Here is a 16,742-nt window from a genome sequence, read left to right as displayed (position 1 = left end):
TCTTGACCAGAATACCGCGCGACCCGACCGAACAGTCCGGCAAGAGAAGCCAGGGCAAGAAGCCTGCTCGCGCGGCAAAGGCCGGATCGGCCCAGCCAAGCGAACCGATCATCCACGGCGCGGTCCCGCCGCGTGACGTGCTGATGCGCTTCATCGCTGAAAACCCGGACCGCGCCTCCAAGCGCGAAATCGCCAAGGCTTTCGGCCTGAAGGGCGAGACCCGTGTCGAACTCAAGGCCCTGCTGAAGTCGCTGGAAGTCGACGGTCTGGTCGAAAAGAAGCGCAAGTCGCTGGTGCGTCCGGGCGCCCTGCCCCCGGTGACCGTGCTCGACATCACCATCCGTGATGTCGATGGCGAGCTGATCGGCCGCCCGGCCGAATGGCTCGACGACGATGGCGTCGCGCCGGCGGTGCTGATCAAGCAATCCGCCGTCGCCAAGGGTAAGGGCAAGGCTCCGGTCGGCGGTCTCGGCGACCGCGTTCTCGCCAAGATCTTCCCGGCCAAGGAACGGGGCGGCCCGGCCTATACGGCGCGCATCATCAAGGTGCTGGACAAGCGCAAGGATGCCGTGCTCGGCGTTTTCCGCTCGACGCCCGGCGGCGGTGGCCGCCTGATGCCGATCGAAAAGCGCGGCGAGGAAATACTTGTTGATCCGGAGTTCACGGGCAACGCTGAGGACGGCGATCTGGTCGAGGTGCAGCTGTCGCGTCTCGGCCGTTACGGTCTGCCGCGCGCGCAGGTGCAGACCGTCATAGGTTCGGTCGCCTCGGAGAAAGCGATCTCGATGATCGCCATCCATGCCCACGGCATTCCCCACGTTTTCCCGGAACGGGTGATCGAGGAGGCGAACGCCGCAGGCCCCGCCACCATGGCGCACCGCGAGGACTGGCGCACGCTGCCGCTGATCACCATCGATCCGGCCGACGCCAAGGACCATGACGACGCCGTTTATGCGGAGCCGGATCCGTCCGAGGACAATCCCGGCGGCGTCATCGTCACGGTGGCGATTGCCGACGTCTCCTACTACGTGCGTCCGAAGTCCGCTCTGGACCTTGAAGCGCTGAAGCGCGGCAACTCGGTCTACTTTCCCGATCGGGTCGTGCCAATGCTGCCCGAGCGCATCTCCAACGACCTCTGCTCGCTCAAGGAAGGCGTCGATCGCCCGGCGCTTGCCGTGCGCATGCGCTTCTCCAAGGAAGGCCGGAAGGCCGGCCATACCTTCCATCGCATCATGATGAAGAGTGCGGCAAAGCTCTCCTACCAGCAGGCGCAGGCAGCGATCGACGGCAATCCGGACGACAAGACCGGGCCGATCCTCGAGACGATCCTGAAGCCACTCTGGGAAGGCTATCGCATCCTCACGCGCGGCCGCGACCGGCGCCAGCCGCTCGAGCTCAACATGCCCGAGCGCAAGATCATCCTGAAACCCGACGGTACGGTCGACCGTGTCTTCGTTCCCGAACGCCTCGACGCGCACAAGCTGATCGAGGAAATGATGATCCAGGCGAACGTAGCCGCCGCCGAGACGCTGGAGCAGAAGCGCCAGGTGCTGATCTACCGCGTCCACGACCAGCCCTCGCTTGCCAAGCAGGAAAGCCTGCGTGAATTCCTGGCGACGCTCGACATCTCGCTCGTCAAGGGCGGGAACATGCGCTCGAACCACTTCAACGGCATCCTCGCCAAGGCCGAAGGCAAGCCCTTCGAGACCATGGTCAACGAGATGGTGCTGCGCTCGCAGAGCCAGGCGATCTACAGCCCCGAGAACATCGGGCACTTCGGCCTCAACCTTTTGAAGTACGCGCATTTCACGTCTCCGATCCGGCGCTATGCCGACCTGATCGTGCACCGGGCGCTGGTTGCCTCGCTCGGCCTTGGCGAAGGCGGGCTGACACCGCAGGAAGAGGCCGTACTCGACGACATCGCCGCCGAGATCTCGACTTTCGAGCGCCGTGCCATGGCGGCCGAGCGCGACACGGTCGACCGACTGATCGCGCATCATCTCAACGGTCGCGTCGGGGAGGAATTCGACGGCCGCGTTTCCGGTGTCACCAAGGCGGGACTCTTTGTCACCCTGCCGGCCTATGGCGCCGACGGCTTCGTTCCGATATCAACACTTGGACGCGACTACTTCATCTACGATGAGGCGCATCAGGCGCTTTCCGGCGAGAAGACCGGGCTCGGCTATCGCCTGGGCGATCCGGTACGCGTCAAGCTCGTCGAGGCCGTGCCGCTTGCGGGTGCGCTCCGCTTCGAGATGATCAGCGAAGGACGCAAGATGCCGACGGCAACGCGCTCCTTCCACAAGTCCGGTCGCAGGGATCGCACCGGCGCCCGGAAGAAGCCGGGGACACGGCCGCCGCGCGGCCGGCGATAGGGTCCCGATAGGACAGAGGAATGCACATGAAAGCGGCGTCAGGCGAAACACTTCATCTGGGCGGGTCCAAAAGCGACGAGCGCTCCGTTGGTCTTTCGATGAAGCGCGGCTTTCTCGGCCGCTGTCCAGCGTGCGGCAGCGGCAAGCTGTTTCGCAGCTACCTCAAGTCGGTTGAGACGTGCGCGGCCTGCGGCGAGCGCATGGACCACCACCGCGCCGACGATTTCCCGCCCTATATCGTCGTCACGATCGTCGGCCACCTCGTGCTTGCCGGCTACATGGCGACCGACCTCATCCTTCCGCTCAACAGCTGGCAGCATCTCGCCATCTGGGCACCGATCACCGTCATCAGCTCGCTGGCGCTGCTGCAGCCTGTAAAAGGCGCCGTCATCGGCCTGCAATGGGCGCTGAAGATGCATGGCTTCGGCGGACACGAAGATGCGCCTGAGGACGTGCTGCCCCCGAGAGACGAACGGGCATGAGGCCGGCGCGGGAGACGGGCAACGAACCCAAGCCTCCGCGTCCCGCGACCATGCGGCCCCGGGATGCCGCTTCGATCATGCTGCTCGATCGCGTTGGCGGCCGCGTGCGTGTGCTTATGGGACGGCGCCACAGTGCGCACGCCTTCATGCCGGATCTCTATGTGTTCCCCGGCGGACGCCGCGATACCGGCGATCATCGAATTGGCTTCGGCTCCGATCTCCATCCCTCCGTCCTGCGAACGCTGAAGGTGGCCGGCGAGCGCGGACTGTCGGATGCCCGGGCGCGCGCGCTCGCGCTTGCCGCCCTGCGTGAACTTTACGAGGAAGCCGGCATCGCTATAGGCGCGCCGCTTCCTTCGGCCGAAGCTCCCGTTCCCTTTCTTCCCGATCTTGCAAAGTTGCGCTATATGGCTCGGGCCATCACCCCTCCAGGCAACACGAGGCGGTTCGATACGCGCTTCTTCGCCGTGTTCGCCGACGAGGCCGAAATCGATCCCACGCGGTTCCTGGACAGTCGGGAGCTTCAGGATTTGCAGTGGATCGATGTGAACGTTACTCCGTCGCTACGGATACCTGACATCACCGCGGTCATCCTCGCGGACCTCAGGAACGGACTGGACGCCGATCCTTCGCTGCCCTGCGAACGACCGGTTCCACTCTATACCTCGCGCCATGGGCGCTTCGTGCGCACATTGCTCTAAGGACCCGCGTCAGATGTCACAGCCATCGCCCGGTACGGCTGCACCGGTTGAGGAAATTCACTGGCGGTCGCTGATCGCGGCCGTTGCTGCCATCAGCGCGGTCGGCATCGCCATCGGCCTCGGCCTGCCGCTGCTTTCCATCATCATGGAGAAGCGCGGAATTTCCTCGACCCTCATCGGCTTGAATTCCGCCATGGCGGGCCTGGCATCGATGGTGGCCGCCCCCTTCACGACGAAGTTCGCCCACCGGCATGGCGTAGCGCCAACGATGCTCTGGGCCGTGCTGATCGCGGCCACCAGCGCGCTCGGCTTCTATTATATCACCAATTTCTGGCTCTGGTTCCCGCTCCGAATCGTCTTCCACGGGGCGATCACCGTCCTCTTCATTCTTTCCGAGTTCTGGATCAACGCGACGGCCCCGCCGAGCAAGCGCGGTTTCGTGCTGGGGATCTACGGCACATTCCTGTCGCTTGGGTTCCTGACCGGCCCGCTGCTGTTTTCGATCCTCGGCAGCGAAGGCCTCCTGCCCTTCCTCGTCGGCGGCGGCGTCATCCTCTTGGCATCCGTGCCGATTTTCCTCGCGCGCGACGAAAGCCCCGTCATCGACGAGAAGCCCGAGCGGCATTTCCTGCGCTACGTCTTCCTCGTGCCCACGGCAACGGCTGCCGTCTTCATATTCGGCGCGGTCGAATCAGGCGGTCTCTCGCTGTTCCTCATCTTCGGGACGCGGTCCGGTTTCAGCGAATCGCAGGCAGCGCTTCTGCTAACGGTCATGGGGGTCGGCAATTTCATCTTCCAGATCCCGGTCGGCATGCTCTCCGACAGGGTCAAAGACCGGCGCACACTGCTCTCGGCGATGACGCTGATCGGTCTTATCGGCGCGCTGTTCCTGCCGCTGTTGGTCGAGAGCTGGTTCCTGATGGCAATCGTGCTGTTGTTCTGGGGCGGCTGTGTCTCCGGCCTCTACACGGTCGGCCTCAGCCACCTGGGCTCACGGCTTCAGGGCGCGGATCTCGCCGCCGCCAACGCGGCCTTCGTGTTTTCCTACGCCGTCGGTACCGTCGCAGGACCGCAGGCGATCGGCGCGGCAATGGACGCCACCGGCAACAACGGTTTTGCCTGGGCGATCGCCGGCTTTTTCGGTCTCTATGTCGCGCTTTCGGTGGTCAGGATCGTTTTGAAACCAAAACGGTCTTGACTTTTCGGCCGCGATTTGTAGTTTCGCGCCAACCTTGCCCGTGGCCCGCAACCGGTTGTCCACGGCTTTCATTGTTACAAAGGCAGGACGACCATGGCAAAAGCCACCACCATCAAGATCAAGCTGCTTTCGACAGCCGACACGGGTTTCTTCTACGTCACGACCAAGAACAGCCGTACGATGACGGAAAAGATGACGAAGACCAAGTACGACCCGGTCGTCAAGAAGCACGTCGAATTCAAGGAAACCAAGATCAAGTAAGATCGCCGGTTTTCGGGAATTGAAGGGCGCCGACCGCAAGGTCAGGCGCCCTTTCCTTTTTAGGCCAATGCCTTGAGCATCTAGCGTAGGCGCTGAGTGAAACGGGTTCCACGCCAGGGGGAGGAAACGGCTCGCCCGCCCCTGCTCTTCCCCCAGAATCAAAACGCCGCCCCGAAGGCGGGACGGCGTGTCGGAAAGGGGGTCGGCTGGCCTCTGACTGCGGCACGAGGATTCCGCGGACGCCAAAAGCCAACCGACCGACCCCACGACCCAGGAGATGCGGCGGACCTGAGCATCATGGGGTAACGAATATCGCAGAAGGCTGGATGCCCCCTCTTTCATGAGCATCACCTGAAAATAAAAAAAAATCAACGAATTCTTAATGCGCGGAGCGGTGCCGCTCGGCGCATGGTTAATTCTGTATCAGACCTGGACAGGCACACTGCATGATCTCTGCTGCCACCCAAACTCCCCGGTAGCAACAGGTGACGCGAGAATACAACTTTGAATGCAGGCCGCAAGAGGCGGGCAAAGAAATTCCCTGGGGTGCTTTGAGGCCAGAAACGCAGCAGGCGCGGCTCAGGCGGCGGCTGCCACCACCCGATTTCGGCCTTCGTGCTTGGCCTGATAGAGCGCCGTATCGGCGCGCTTCAGCAGCGCTTCGGCCGTGTCGCTGCCGGGCCTGAGCGTGGCAATCCCCATGGACGCGGTGACCTTCAGGGGGCCGTCCGCCTGCGGGATCGCAAATGGCAGGCTTTCGATGATCGTGCGCAGACGCTCGGCGACACCGGCCGCCATTTCGGCTGACGTATCCGGCATCACCACGATGAACTCTTCACCGCCGAACCGGCAGGCAAGGTCGGCACCCCGCACCGTCGTGCGGATGCGATTGGCGAATTCCCGCAAGACTTCGTCGCCAACGTCATGGCCGTAGGTGTCGTTAACCTGCTTGAAGCGGTCGATATCGGTCATGCAGATGGACAGCGGCCGACCGCGCGCAGCAGCCCGATCCATCAGCAGTTTCAGGTGCGTGTCGAAATAGCGCCGGTTATGCAGCCCGGTGAGGCCGTCGGTGACGGCAAGCTCGATGGTTTGCTGCACGCTCGACCGCAGCCTGTCATTGCAGTGCTTGCGCCGGATCTGGGTCATCGACCGGGCAATCAGTTCATTGGGATCGACCGGCCGCATCAGATAGTCCGTCACGCCCAGATCGAGCGCGCGGACGACCAACTCGTCGCTGCCCTGCTCGGCGATCAGCAGGATAGGGATGAAACGGGTGCGCTCCAGCGAACGCAACTGCGAGCAGAGCCGCAACGGATCGTAGTCGTCGAAATTCGCATTGACGATGACGAGGTCGAAATTGTTCTCCGCCGCCTCGAACAATGCCGCCTGCGGATCGGAGATGACCGAGACCTCGGCAATCGGCTTGAGGGCGCGCTGTAGCCGCTCCTGCGACGAGCCGCGGCCATCGACGAGCAGGACGTTGCCGGGCTCGTCAGGCCGGTCCGCCCGGCCAACATCTTCAAGCCCGATCGTCTGCGCCGTCTGGGCCCGCAGGCGCAGCTCATCGCTGACGTTCTTCAGCCGCACCAGGCTCTTCACCCGCGACATCAGCTGCAGATCGTTGACGGGCTTCGTCAGGAAATCGTCGGCGCCGGCCTTCAGGCCACGCACGCGGTCCGAAGGCTGGTCGAGCGCGGTGACCATGACAACCGGGATATGTGCCGTCTTCGGGTTCGCCTTCAGCCGCTCGCAGACTTCGAAACCATCGAGACCGGGCATCATGATATCGAGCAGCACCAGGTCGATGGGCGTCTTTTCGCAGAGCGCCAGGGCGGCATAACCGTCACTGGCCGTCAGCACGTCGAAGTACTCGGCAAGCAACCGGGCTTCGAGCAGCTTCACATTGGCCGGAACGTCATCGACAACAAGAATACGCGCAGTCATATCAATTTTCCCGCCGCTCAGGCATCGCCCAGGTAGGTTTTGATCGTCTCAATGAACTTCGGTACGGAGATCGGCTTGGAGACATAGGCTTCGCACCCGCCCTGGCGGATCCGCTCCTCGTCGCCCTTCATGGCAAAGGCGGTCACGGCGATGACCGGGATGACGTGTAGCTCATCGTCTTCCTTCAACCACTTCGTCACTTCCAGACCGGAAACCTCCGGGAGCTGAATGTCCATGAGAATGAGATCGGGCCGATGCTTGCGCGCGAGCTCGAGCGCCTCCATGCCGTTGCGAGTCTGGATCGTCGCATAGCCGGAGGCCTCAATCAGGTCGCGGAAGAGCTTCATGTTCAGCTCGTTGTCCTCAACAATCATCACCTGTTTGGGCATGTCGATCCCTTGCTGTCCATCGTCACCTTGCAAGTCTCCTCAGGACAATTAACGTGCGGAGCCGACGACTCGACCCATTTCCTCAACGTCAGAGATAGGCCTATTTGGTTGAAAAATAGGTAACTCCGCACGTAAAAACCATACGGGGACAAACCATTGAAGAGCGCCGACGAAATCGCCATCGACATTCTCTCCTGGCTTGCCGGCGAGCCTGAGCTTCTGTCCCGCTTTCTGGCGCTGACCGGCACGGACCCGACGGCGTTGCGCAACGCGATTGCCGAACCCGGCTTCATGGGCGGGCTCGTCGCCTTTCTGATGGACCATGAACCGACCCTGATGGCATTCTGCACGGCGACCGGTACGGCGCCTGAAGACGTCGTGCGCGCCCATACGGTACTTTCCGGCCACGCAGGCTTCGAGGATTGAGGGTGGCAAACGCGCCGACAGTTCACAGCATCACGCCTGGAAACCGCCCGCTGATCGTCAGCGACATCGACGATGTCGTGCTTGAATTCATCAATCCGTTCAAAGCGTTCCTTGGGAGCTGTGGCCATGTCCTCCTGCCCCGATCGTTTCGCCTGACCGGCAACATCATCACCCACGCGGACGAGCAGCCGGTGACGGAGCCAGAGGTCAAGATCCTGCTCGACACCTTCTACGGCTCGCAGGATCGTTGGCAAACGCCCGCCGCCAAGGTCGTCGAGACCCTGGCCGCATTGTCGGAGGAAGCCGATATCGTCTTTCTGACTGCGATGCCGCCCCAGCACGCCGCGGTTCGTCGCGCTCTTCTTGACCGGCTCGGCCTGCCCTATCCGCTGCTTGCGTCCGAAGAGCCGAAGGGGCCGATCGTCCAAAAACTTCACGGCAGCCGTACCGTCCCCCTCGTCTTCATCGACGACATGCTTCGCAACCTGCGATCGGTGAAGGATCACGCGCCGACCTGCCTGCCGATAAACCTCATGGCCGACTCGGAGTTCAAGGCGCTCGCGCCGAAGCTCGACGCCGACATCCGCGCCGTCGCAGACTGGCCGGAGGCAGCCGCAGCCATTCGCGCGCACTTCCGCGGCTAGCCCGGATCGGCTGCCCGTCGGCGCAAATTCAGCCGCGCCGGCGCTGCGCAAGACGCGCCCGGTGATCCTTTTCAACGGCGACAATTGCATTGTGATTTCCAATCGCGCCTCCTTGAGACTCGCTAGAGTAGAGCTTAAGGTCGCAATGTTCAATATTTGTTCCCGATATGCCCGACAGCGCTGCTCACTCTCCAGGCTTCTGCCGCGACTGCCTCAAGGAACAGGCGGCGTCGGTGCGGCGCTGCCTTGCCTGCGGCAGCCCGCGCATTCTGCGGCATGCGGAGCTCTATGACCTGACGCTGGCGCACATCGACTGCGACGCCTTCTATGCCTCGATCGAGAAGCGCGACAACCCGGAGCTTGCCGACAAGCCGGTGATTATCGGCGGCGGCAAGCGCGGCGTGGTCTCCACCGCCTGCTACGTCGCCCGCATTCACGGCGTGCGCTCGGCCATGCCGATGTTCAAGGCGCTGGAAGCCTGCCCCCAGGCCATTGTCATCAAGCCCAATATGGAGAAATACGCCCGCGTCGGCCGCGAGGTGCGCACGCTGATGCAGGAACTGACCCCGCTGGTGCAGCCGCTGTCGATCGACGAAGCCTTCCTCGAACTCAGCGGCACGGAGCGACTGCATCACGATCCACCGGCACGCACGCTTGCGCGGCTCGCCCGCCGGATCGAGCAGGAAGTCGGCATCACCGTCTCGGTCGGCCTCTCCTATTGCAAGTTTCTCGCCAAGGTGGCGTCCGACCTTCAAAAGCCGCGCGGCTTTTCCGTCATCGGCCAAGCCGAGGCGCTGGAGTTTCTGCGCGAGAAGCCGGTGACCCTGATCTGGGGCGTCGGCAAGGCCTTTGCCGCCACGTTGGAGCGTGACGGCGTGCGCACGATCGGGCAATTGCAGACCATGGAGGAAGGCGACCTGATGCGGCGCTATGGCACCATGGGGCAGCGGCTCTTTCGCCTATCGCGCGGGCTCGACGAGAGAGCGGTCGAAATCGACGGGGAAGCCAAGAGCGTTTCCGCAGAGACGACGTTCAACGACGATATCGCGCGCTATGACGATCTGGTCACGCATCTGCGGCGCCTCAGCGAGCAAGTCGCCCACCGGCTGCGAAAGTCGGAACTCGCCGGCCAGACGGTCGTTCTCAAGCTCAAAACCGCCGACTTCAAGATCCGCACCCGCAACCGGCGCCTGGATAGCCCTACCCGCCTTGCCGACCGCATCTTCCGTATCGGCCTGCAGCTTCTCGAAAAAGAGGCGGACGGAACGAAGTATCGGCTGATCGGCATCGGCGTCAGCGATCTCTCCGCCCCGGATCTCGCCGATCCGCCCGATCTCGTCGATCCCGCGGCCACCAGGCGCGCTGCGGCCGAGGACGCGATCAACAAGCTGCGCGACAAATTCGGCAAGGCGAGCGTCGAAACCGGCTACACTTTCGGCACCAGAAAACGCGATCCGTGAGACCGCAAGCGTGCTTGCCCGAGCAGGCACGCTTCGCAAAGCGATCACGCAACCTTGATCGACAGCCCACACAGCAGGATGAATTCCTTAAAGATTGAAGGCTAGGCTTGTTCGCCAAGTCACGTGTTGGGTTGAGTGTATGGTATCGCGTTTCGCTCTCACCGCCAGCGTCGTCGCACTGCTTTTGTCGCCGGCTACCGGCTTTGCAGGCAGTCGCGGGCCGCTGCAGATCATCGTCTCGAAAGATCAGCAATCGCTCGTCGTCTATGACGGCGACGCTGTCATTGCGACATCACCGGTCTCGACCGGCAAGGCGGGCCACACGACGCCATCGGGCATCTTTTCTATCCTGGAAAAGCGGCGTCATCACAAGTCGAACATCTATTCGAACGCTCCGATGCCGTTCATGCAGCGGCTCACCTGGTCGGGCATTGCTCTGCATGGCTCCAACCATGTGCCGGACTATCCGGCGTCCCATGGCTGCGTGCGGTTACCGAGTGAATTTGCTGCCTCGCTCTACAAGTTGACCGAGCGCGGCGTGCACGTGCTGATCTCCGACCGGCAGATAACGCCCTTGGAGGTCAAGAGCGCCCTACTCTTCCGCCCGGCCCCGATCGATCTCCAGCCGCCGCTTTCCGACGTGCCGCTCAGACCGGCGATCAGCCAGGCCGGCGATGTGCCGGTGGAAGTGGCGATGCGGGAGCCGCCCGGCGGCGCCAATTCGGCGCGATCCACCGAGGAGCCGATCCGTATCCTGATCACCCGCAGCGATACCCGCGACACCATGCGCGAGGTTCAAACGTCCCTGGATTTCCTCGGCTACGCGCCGGGCGCGATCGACGGCCATGCCGGGCCGGCGACGATTGCGGCCCTGCGTGCCTTCCAGGCAAGCGAAGGCATCGACGGCGACGGCAAGCTGACACCGGACCTGACCGACAGGCTCCTGCGCAAGGCCGGACGTACGCCGCCGCAAAACGGCAAGATCCTCGTGCGGCAAGGGTTCAAGCCGCTCTTTGAAGCCGGGCTTACGATCGACAAGCCGGAAGAGGCGCTCGGAACGCATTTCCTCCAGTTCCGGCACAATGAAGAAGAAGGTGCCGAAGGCAAATGGTTCGGCGTCTCGCTCGAGAACCACCTGCCCGCCTCGACGAAGAAGCGGCTCGGCATCTCCACGGAGGCCGATCCCTTCGCCTATAACGGTATCCAGCGCACGCTGGCGCGCATGACGATCTCCGACAATGTGCGCAAGCGCGTGGAAGCGTTGCTCGCCGAGGGCTCGTCGCTCTCGATTGCCGATGTGGAAAGCGGTCTGGAGACCGGTCAGGGCACCGACTTCATCACCATCACCCGGACACGTCCCGGCGAATGATCCGCGAGACCGGCAGACAAGCACCCGGCGAGCGTCCCGCCGCCGGTCGATAGGTTCCAATCCGGCTCAATCGCCGCTCCACTGCAATTCAGCGGAGCCCCGCCTCGGATTACACCAGTTCGACGTCGATGACGCCCGGCGCCGAGCGCAATGCTGCAGCGATCTCCGGCGAAATCCGGAACTTCTCGTTCAGTTCAACCTCGATCTCGCGCTGGCCATTGTCCTTGATGACGACGAAGGAGACGAGCCCGTCGCCCTTCGTGTTGAGGTGCGAGGCGATCGACTTCAGCGGTCCGGAATCGCGCACATAGACGCGCAGCGCCTTCTGCAGTTGCAGCGATTCTTCTTCGAGCGAACGCAGCGTCTGGATGCGCAGGCCGATGCCTTCCGGCCGTTCTTCCGCAGCCACGGTCATGACCAGTGATTTGCCGGGCTCTAGCAGGTCTCGATACTGGTGCAGCATCTCGGAGAACAGTACCGCCTCGAACTGGCCGGAGGAATCCGAGAAGGCGATGATTCCCATCTTGTTGCCGGTGCGCGTCTTGCGCTCCTGCTTCGAGGTTACGGTTCCGGCGAGCCTTCCGGCCGTCGCCCCCTTCTTCACAGCGCCGGCGAAATCGCCGAAGGTCTGCACGCGCATCTTGGCGAGCAGCGCATTGTAGGTGTCGAGCGGATGGGCAGACAGATAGAAGCCCAGAACCTGGAACTCGCGGTGCAGCTTTTCCGAGGCAAGCCACGGCGTGTAGGTCGGAAGCGCAATGCGCTCCGGCCCGGTGGCCGCCCCTGCGCCGAACATGTCGCTCTGCCCGCTCGTCTTGTTTTCCTGAGCCCGCTGGGCAAACCCGAGAATACGATCGAGCCCGCCGACCAGCTCCGCCCGGTCGTAGCCGAAGCAATCGAAGGCGCCGGCGGCAATCAGGCTTTCAAAAACGCGACGGTTGAGCAGCTTGGGGTCGATCCGGAGGCAGAAGTCTTCGAGGCTTGCGAAGGCCTTGTCGCCTCGAACCTCGACGATGTGCTCGACGGCTGATTCGCCGACGCCCTTGATCGCTGCAAGCGAGTAATAGATGCGGCTTTCGCCCGTCTGGAAGTGCCGGAACGAGGTCTGTACCGACGGGGCGATCACCTCGATGCCCAGACGCTTGGCATCCTGGCGGAAGTCGTTGACCTTTTCGGTGTTGGACATGTCGAGCGTCATCGACGCCGCCAGGAACTCCACCGGATAGTGCGCCTTCATGTAGGCGGTCTGATAGGACACGATCGCATAGGCCGCCGCGTGCGACTTGTTGAAGCCGTAGTTGGCGAACTTGGCGAGCAGGTCGAAAATGAGGTCGGCCTGCGGCTTCGACACCTCGTTCTTGACGGCGCCGTCGACGAAACGGGCGCGCTGCTTGTCCATCTCCTCCTTGATCTTCTTACCCATGGCGCGGCGCAGAAGGTCGGCCTCGCCGAGCGAATAGCCAGAGAGCACCTGGGCGATCTGCATCACCTGCTCCTGGTAAACGATAACGCCCTGCGTTTCCTTGAGCAGGTGGTCGATCTTCGGATGGATCGACTCGACCTCTTCCTCGCCATGCTTACGGGCGTTATAGACCGGGATGTTCTCCATCGGGCCTGGGCGATAGAGCGCCACGAGTGCGATGATGTCCTCGATGCAGTCGGGCCGCATGCCGATCAGCGCCTTGCGCATGCCGGCACTTTCCACCTGGAACACGCCGACCGTTTCGCCGCGCGACAGCATCTCGTAGGTCTTCAGATCATCGAGCGGGATGCTCGCGAGATCGACCTCGATGCCGCGCTGCTTGACGAAATCGACCGCGACCTTCAACACCGTCAGCGTCTTCAGGCCGAGGAAGTCGAACTTGACGAGACCGGCCTGCTCGACCCACTTCATGTTGAACTGGGTGACCGGCATGTCGGAGCGCGGATCGCGATACATCGGCACCAGCTGCGACAACGGCCGGTCGCCGATCACGATACCGGCGGCGTGGGTCGAGGCGTGGCGGTAAAGGCCTTCGATCTTCTGGGCGATATCGAGAAGGCGGGCGACCACCGGCTCCTTCTCGGCCTCTTCCTGCAGGCGCGGCTCCTCCTCGATCGCCTTGGAAAGCGGCGTCGGGTTGGCGGGGTTGTTGGGCACCAGCTTGCAGATCTTGTCGACCTGACCATAGGGCATTTCGAGCACGCGACCGACGTCTCGCAAGGCGGCACGGGCCTGCAGCGAACCGAAGGTGATGATCTGCGCCACCTGTTCGCGACCGTACTTGCGCTGCACGTAGCGGATCACCTCTTCGCGCCGGTCCTGGCAGAAGTCGATGTCGAAGTCGGGCATCGAGACGCGCTCGGGATTGAGGAAGCGTTCGAACAGCAGCGAGAAGCGCATCGGATCGACGTCGGTGATCGTCAGCGCATAGGCGACGAGCGAGCCGGCGCCCGAGCCGCGACCCGGCCCGACGGGGATGTCGTGCTGCTTGGCCCATTTGATGAAGTCGGCAACGATCAGGAAGTAGCCGGGGAACTTCATGCGCTCGATGACGCTCAATTCGAAGGCCAGGCGCTCGCGGTATTCCTCTTGGGTGTAGCCGGGCGCCATACCCAGTCTCGCGAGACGGTCTTCGAGGCCCTCCTCCGCCTGGCGACGCAGTTCGTCCGACTCGGCGCGCTCGGCCTCCTCCGGATCCGCCGTCGCGCCGGTAAAGCGCGGCAGGATCGGCCCACGGGTCTTCAGCATGAAGGAGCAGCGCCGGGCGATCTCGATCGTGTTTTCCAGTGCCTCGGGCAGATCCGCAAACAGCGCCGCCATTTCTTTGCGGCTCTTCAGATAGTGGTCCGGTGTCAGGCGGAACCGGCTGTCGTCCGACACCATGGCGTTGTGCGCTACCGCCATCAGGGCGTCATGCGCCTCATAGTCGGAGGGCGACGGGAAGAAGGCTTCGTTGGTGGCGACAAGCGGAATGTCGAACTTGTAGGCAAGCTCGATCATCCGGCTCTCGTGCCGCCGGTCGTGGCCACCGTGGCGCTGCAGCTCGATATAGAGCCGATCGCCAAAGAGATCATGCAAGGCTTCGAGACGCGCTTCGGCGAGCGCCGTGGAGCCCGCCTTCATGGCGATATCCACCGGGCCACCGGACGCGCCGGTCAGCGCAATCAAGCCCTCGGTGCCGCATTCGCCAAGCCAGGAGCGCGTAATGCGCGTCGCCTGGCTGCCCTCGCCGCTGAGATAGGCACGGCTGACGAGATCGACGAGGCGCGTATAGCCGTCATCGGTGGCGGCGATGAGCACGATCGACGGCAGCTTGGCGAGCTGATGCCCATGGCCGCGCCGATCCCCCTCGGTCTCGTCCTCCATGTCGATCGACAGCTGGCAGCCGGTGATCGGCTGCAGCCCGTCACCGGCTGCCTTCTGCGAGAATTCGAGGGCTGCGAAGAGATTGTTGGTGTCGGCGATCCCGATCGCCGGCTGGTTATCGGCGACCGCCTTGCCGATGACCTTCTTCAGCGGCAGAGCGCCTTCGAGCAAGGAGAAGGCAGAGTGGACGCGCAGATGCACGAACTGCGGATCCGTGCCGAGCGCCTCACTCGATGCTGCCTTGCTGTCGTCTGCCATTGTCGCACCCTGATTCCTGTCCAGTCGGAAGGATATCCCGTTTATCGCCCGTCATGTCCAGATTCCCCTGACATGTCGTCCCCCTTATTCAACGGGGATGAGACGCTTTGCGGAGGTGCTTGAGAGAAGATGTTGACGCCCGCCTTCAGAGGCCGAGCGCAATGAAAGAGATGCTTGCGATGAACAGGCTCATCGACGCGAAGGCGGCGAGGTCACGAACAAAATCAGTCATAACATGGCTCCTTTTCCGTTATGTTTTTACTTTGTTCCATTTTTGTTCACGCGTCAAGCAGTGCACAGGCATTCTGTTCACGATGGTTAACATCGCGCCCGAATGCAGGTTAACTGACGACGAGCCGCTTGAGGAAAGCGCGGCGCCCGCATATCAAGAGGAACGACCACGCGGAGCGCTCCGACATGCTTGCACGCCTGATTCTCCCCTTGCTGATCCTGCTTCCGACCACCGTCTCCGCAGCAGAGACGATAGACCCCGCCCGCATCGTCTCGGCGGCGACCGGCGACTGGAACAAGGACGGGAGCCCGGATCTCGCGCTCATCGTACGACCCGCCGAAGGCAGCGACGAGGACAACGGCATCTATCTCTACCTCACCGGCGACAACGGCGCGCTGGCATTAAAGTCGGCCATTCCGAACAAGGTCTGGGGTCAGTTCGAACTCGTCGGCCAAGCGCCGTCGATCGAGGCGCTGCCGAGCGGCTCGTTGCTCATCACCAGTCAGAACGATGCCATCGGGCGCGACCGCTGGGAACAGAAGCTGACGGTCGCCTATCGCAACTTCGACTTCGTCGTGGCGGGCTACACCTACTCGTCCTACGATACGCTCGATCCGGACAACACCGCGCAATGCGACCTCAACGTGCTGACGGGCAAGGGCAAATCGAACGACAAGCCAATCACCGCGAAAGGCGAGCTCATCCTTCTCAAGGACTGGAGCGACGATCGCGGGCAGAAGGCGTGCGGCCTGTAATAACCGGGCGATTGTTCTCTATTTGTTCTTTACAACTTCAGCGGATCGCGACATCCTCCGGCGCGAACGTATGAGGAACAATCATGGCCGCGCTCGAAGCACTCAGAGAATTCATCGTTGAAGCCAAATCAAAAACCTATGTCGGCGGCGGCGGGCAGCGACCGTCGTCACGCCCGGGTTCTCACGACATCGGCTACGAGCGGGATAGCTGGCGCTACCTCGACAGCTATTTCGGCGGGACCGATTTCGCAGGCCAGGAGACCGTGTGGCAGAATGACGAGCCGCACTGGGCGATGAACTACTTCGGGCGGATCATCCGTCCTGACCTCATAAACGGTGAAAAGGCAGGCGTCGTCATCAGGGCGGCGCTTCAGGCGATGTACCGCGACAAGCGGCATTTCCTCGGCGGCACGGAGTTCCGGCACGCCCATGGCTACTACATCGACAACAGCCGCGGCGACACCGCACATTTTTCCGGGCATGAGGTCATCTTCGTCGACGGCGAGGAAGCCTACGAGCTCGACTATCGCGGCGGTCTGATCAGGCGTTGAGGGCAAGGCCCGCAGCAAGTGACGCAGGAGAGCGCAGCGGTTCGCGAATCTAAAGGATCGCGGCGCGCTTTGGACGCCAAACGCCGCGGATGGCCGGCGAAGGTGGTAATCGCTGTGCCAGACGCACGCATTCATTCAAGAAACGACGTTGCAAGTCACAGCGTGGGTCAATCGTAACGCAAGGCTTGCACCGGATCGAGGCGCGAGGCACGCCAGGCCGGAAAGATCGTGGCGAGGAAGGAAAGGGTCAGCGCCATGACGACGACGAGTGCGGTCTCGTCTGCGTTCATATCGGCCGGGAGCTGGTTGAGGAAATAAAGCTCAGGGCTGAATATCGTCGTTCCC

General features: G+C 62.7%; 14 protein-coding genes and 1 pseudogene. 11 read left to right on the top strand and 4 right to left on the bottom strand.

Annotated elements, in window-relative coordinates; translation table 11 throughout:
* Positions 1–2: 2 nt before the first annotated feature.
* The 5 genes from rnr to rpmG all read left to right on the top strand — a co-directional run bounded on the left by rnr (position 3) and on the right by rpmG (position 5,017).
* Positions 3–2,375: a ribonuclease R gene (gene rnr, locus ASE71_RS17675; protein WP_060522210.1), complete on the top strand. Its 2,373-nt coding sequence runs from the start codon at positions 3–5 to the stop codon at positions 2,373–2,375.
* Between the two features lie 26 nt (positions 2,376–2,401).
* Positions 2,402–2,857 carry a DUF983 domain-containing protein gene (locus tag ASE71_RS17670; protein WP_034795645.1) on the top strand — a complete coding sequence of 152 codons (456 nt, stop codon included), beginning with the start codon at positions 2,402–2,404 and terminating at the stop codon, positions 2,855–2,857.
* Positions 2,854–3,558 carry an NUDIX hydrolase gene (locus ASE71_RS17665; RefSeq protein ID WP_060522209.1) on the top strand — a complete coding sequence of 235 codons (705 nt, stop codon included), beginning with the start codon at positions 2,854–2,856 and terminating at the stop codon, positions 3,556–3,558. Before ASE71_RS17670 ends, ASE71_RS17665 begins: the two co-directional genes overlap by 4 nt.
* 13 nt (positions 3,559–3,571) lie before the next feature.
* Positions 3,572–4,756, top strand: a complete 1,185-nt coding sequence (locus ASE71_RS17660; RefSeq protein ID WP_060522208.1) for an MFS transporter — start codon at positions 3,572–3,574, stop codon at positions 4,754–4,756.
* Positions 4,757–4,849: 93 nt separating this feature from the next.
* The gene (rpmG, locus tag ASE71_RS17655) at positions 4,850–5,017 is read left to right on the top strand and encodes a 50S ribosomal protein L33 (RefSeq protein ID WP_034795357.1); all 168 of its coding nucleotides are present in this window, start codon (positions 4,850–4,852) and stop codon (positions 5,015–5,017) included.
* A gap of 579 nt (positions 5,018–5,596) precedes the next feature.
* On the opposite strand, the gene ASE71_RS17650 is transcribed toward rpmG, so the two are convergent.
* Both ASE71_RS17650 and ASE71_RS17645 read right to left on the bottom strand, forming a co-directional pair.
* The gene (locus tag ASE71_RS17650) at positions 5,597–6,964 is read right to left on the bottom strand and encodes a PleD family two-component system response regulator (RefSeq protein ID WP_060522207.1); all 1,368 of its coding nucleotides are present in this window, start codon (positions 6,962–6,964) and stop codon (positions 5,597–5,599) included.
* A 17-nt stretch (positions 6,965–6,981) separates the two neighbouring features.
* Positions 6,982–7,353 (bottom strand): response regulator, encoded by a 372-nt coding sequence (locus ASE71_RS17645; protein ID WP_003537642.1) that lies wholly within the window; start codon positions 7,351–7,353, stop codon positions 6,982–6,984.
* A 156-nt stretch (positions 7,354–7,509) separates the two neighbouring features.
* Here ASE71_RS17645 and ASE71_RS17640 point away from each other — a divergent pair, with 156 nt between their 5' ends.
* From ASE71_RS17640 to ASE71_RS17625, 4 genes are all read left to right on the top strand, one after another.
* Positions 7,510–7,779, top strand: coding sequence for a DUF3572 domain-containing protein (locus ASE71_RS17640; RefSeq protein ID WP_060522206.1), 270 nt, complete (start codon positions 7,510–7,512; stop codon positions 7,777–7,779).
* Positions 7,780–7,781: 2 nt separating this feature from the next.
* A complete protein-coding gene (locus ASE71_RS17635) occupies positions 7,782–8,423 on the top strand; it encodes a hypothetical protein (RefSeq protein WP_060522205.1) in 642 nt (213 codons plus the stop codon).
* A 167-nt stretch (positions 8,424–8,590) separates the two neighbouring features.
* The gene (locus ASE71_RS17630; RefSeq protein ID WP_060522204.1) at positions 8,591–9,883 is read left to right on the top strand and encodes a DNA polymerase IV; all 1,293 of its coding nucleotides are present in this window, start codon (positions 8,591–8,593) and stop codon (positions 9,881–9,883) included.
* 139 nt (positions 9,884–10,022) lie between these two features.
* Positions 10,023–11,252, top strand: coding sequence for a L,D-transpeptidase family protein (locus ASE71_RS17625; protein ID WP_060522203.1), 1,230 nt, complete (start codon positions 10,023–10,025; stop codon positions 11,250–11,252).
* 109 nt (positions 11,253–11,361) lie between these two features.
* On the opposite strand, the gene dnaE is transcribed toward ASE71_RS17625, so the two are convergent.
* Positions 11,362–14,859: a DNA polymerase III subunit alpha gene (gene dnaE / locus ASE71_RS17620; RefSeq protein WP_034795337.1), complete on the bottom strand. Its 3,498-nt coding sequence runs from the start codon at positions 14,857–14,859 to the stop codon at positions 11,362–11,364.
* Positions 14,860–15,276: 417 nt separating this feature from the next.
* Here dnaE and ASE71_RS17615 point away from each other — a divergent pair, with 417 nt between their 5' ends.
* Both ASE71_RS17615 and ASE71_RS17610 read left to right on the top strand, forming a co-directional pair.
* On the top strand, positions 15,277–15,846 hold the full coding sequence (locus ASE71_RS17615; protein WP_060522202.1) for a hypothetical protein: 570 nt from the start codon (positions 15,277–15,279) through the stop codon (positions 15,844–15,846).
* 83 nt (positions 15,847–15,929) lie between these two features.
* Positions 15,930–16,397 carry a DUF5680 domain-containing protein gene (locus ASE71_RS17610; protein WP_060522201.1) on the top strand — a complete coding sequence of 156 codons (468 nt, stop codon included), beginning with the start codon at positions 15,930–15,932 and terminating at the stop codon, positions 16,395–16,397.
* Between the two features lie 167 nt (positions 16,398–16,564).
* On the opposite strand, the pseudogene ASE71_RS36980 reads toward ASE71_RS17610, so the two are convergent.
* A pseudogene (locus tag ASE71_RS36980) lies at positions 16,565–16,742 on the bottom strand (lipoprotein-releasing system transmembrane subunit LolC); the annotation flags it as partial.

The sequence above is a fragment of the Ensifer sp. Root954 genome, from assembly GCF_001429005.1.
Classification (GTDB): Bacteria; Pseudomonadota; Alphaproteobacteria; order Rhizobiales; family Rhizobiaceae; genus Ensifer; species Ensifer adhaerens.
Note: the sequence above shows the minus strand (reverse complement) of the source record. Positions and strands in the feature narration are given on the sequence as shown.

Excerpts from the sequence above, each read along its gene's own strand:
- ASE71_RS17650 (WP_060522207.1), bottom strand. The coding sequence starts at position 6,964 with ATGACTGCGCGTATTCTTGTTGTCGATGACGTTCCGGCCAATGTGAAG.
- ASE71_RS17665 (WP_060522209.1), top strand. The coding sequence starts at position 2,854 with ATGAGGCCGGCGCGGGAGACGGGCAACGAACCCAAGCCTCCGCGTCCC.
- ASE71_RS17630 (WP_060522204.1), top strand. The coding sequence starts at position 8,591 with ATGCCCGACAGCGCTGCTCACTCTCCAGGCTTCTGCCGCGACTGCCTC.
- ASE71_RS17615 (WP_060522202.1), top strand. The coding sequence starts at position 15,277 with ATGCTTGCACGCCTGATTCTCCCCTTGCTGATCCTGCTTCCGACCACC.
- ASE71_RS17670 (WP_034795645.1), top strand. The coding sequence starts at position 2,402 with ATGAAAGCGGCGTCAGGCGAAACACTTCATCTGGGCGGGTCCAAAAGC.
- rpmG (WP_034795357.1), top strand. The coding sequence starts at position 4,850 with ATGGCAAAAGCCACCACCATCAAGATCAAGCTGCTTTCGACAGCCGAC.
- ASE71_RS17610 (WP_060522201.1), top strand. The coding sequence starts at position 15,930 with ATGGCCGCGCTCGAAGCACTCAGAGAATTCATCGTTGAAGCCAAATCA.
- ASE71_RS17660 (WP_060522208.1), top strand. The coding sequence starts at position 3,572 with ATGTCACAGCCATCGCCCGGTACGGCTGCACCGGTTGAGGAAATTCAC.
- dnaE (WP_034795337.1), bottom strand. The coding sequence starts at position 14,859 with ATGGCAGACGACAGCAAGGCAGCATCGAGTGAGGCGCTCGGCACGGAT.
- ASE71_RS17625 (WP_060522203.1), top strand. The coding sequence starts at position 10,023 with ATGGTATCGCGTTTCGCTCTCACCGCCAGCGTCGTCGCACTGCTTTTG.
- ASE71_RS17645 (WP_003537642.1), bottom strand. The coding sequence starts at position 7,353 with ATGCCCAAACAGGTGATGATTGTTGAGGACAACGAGCTGAACATGAAG.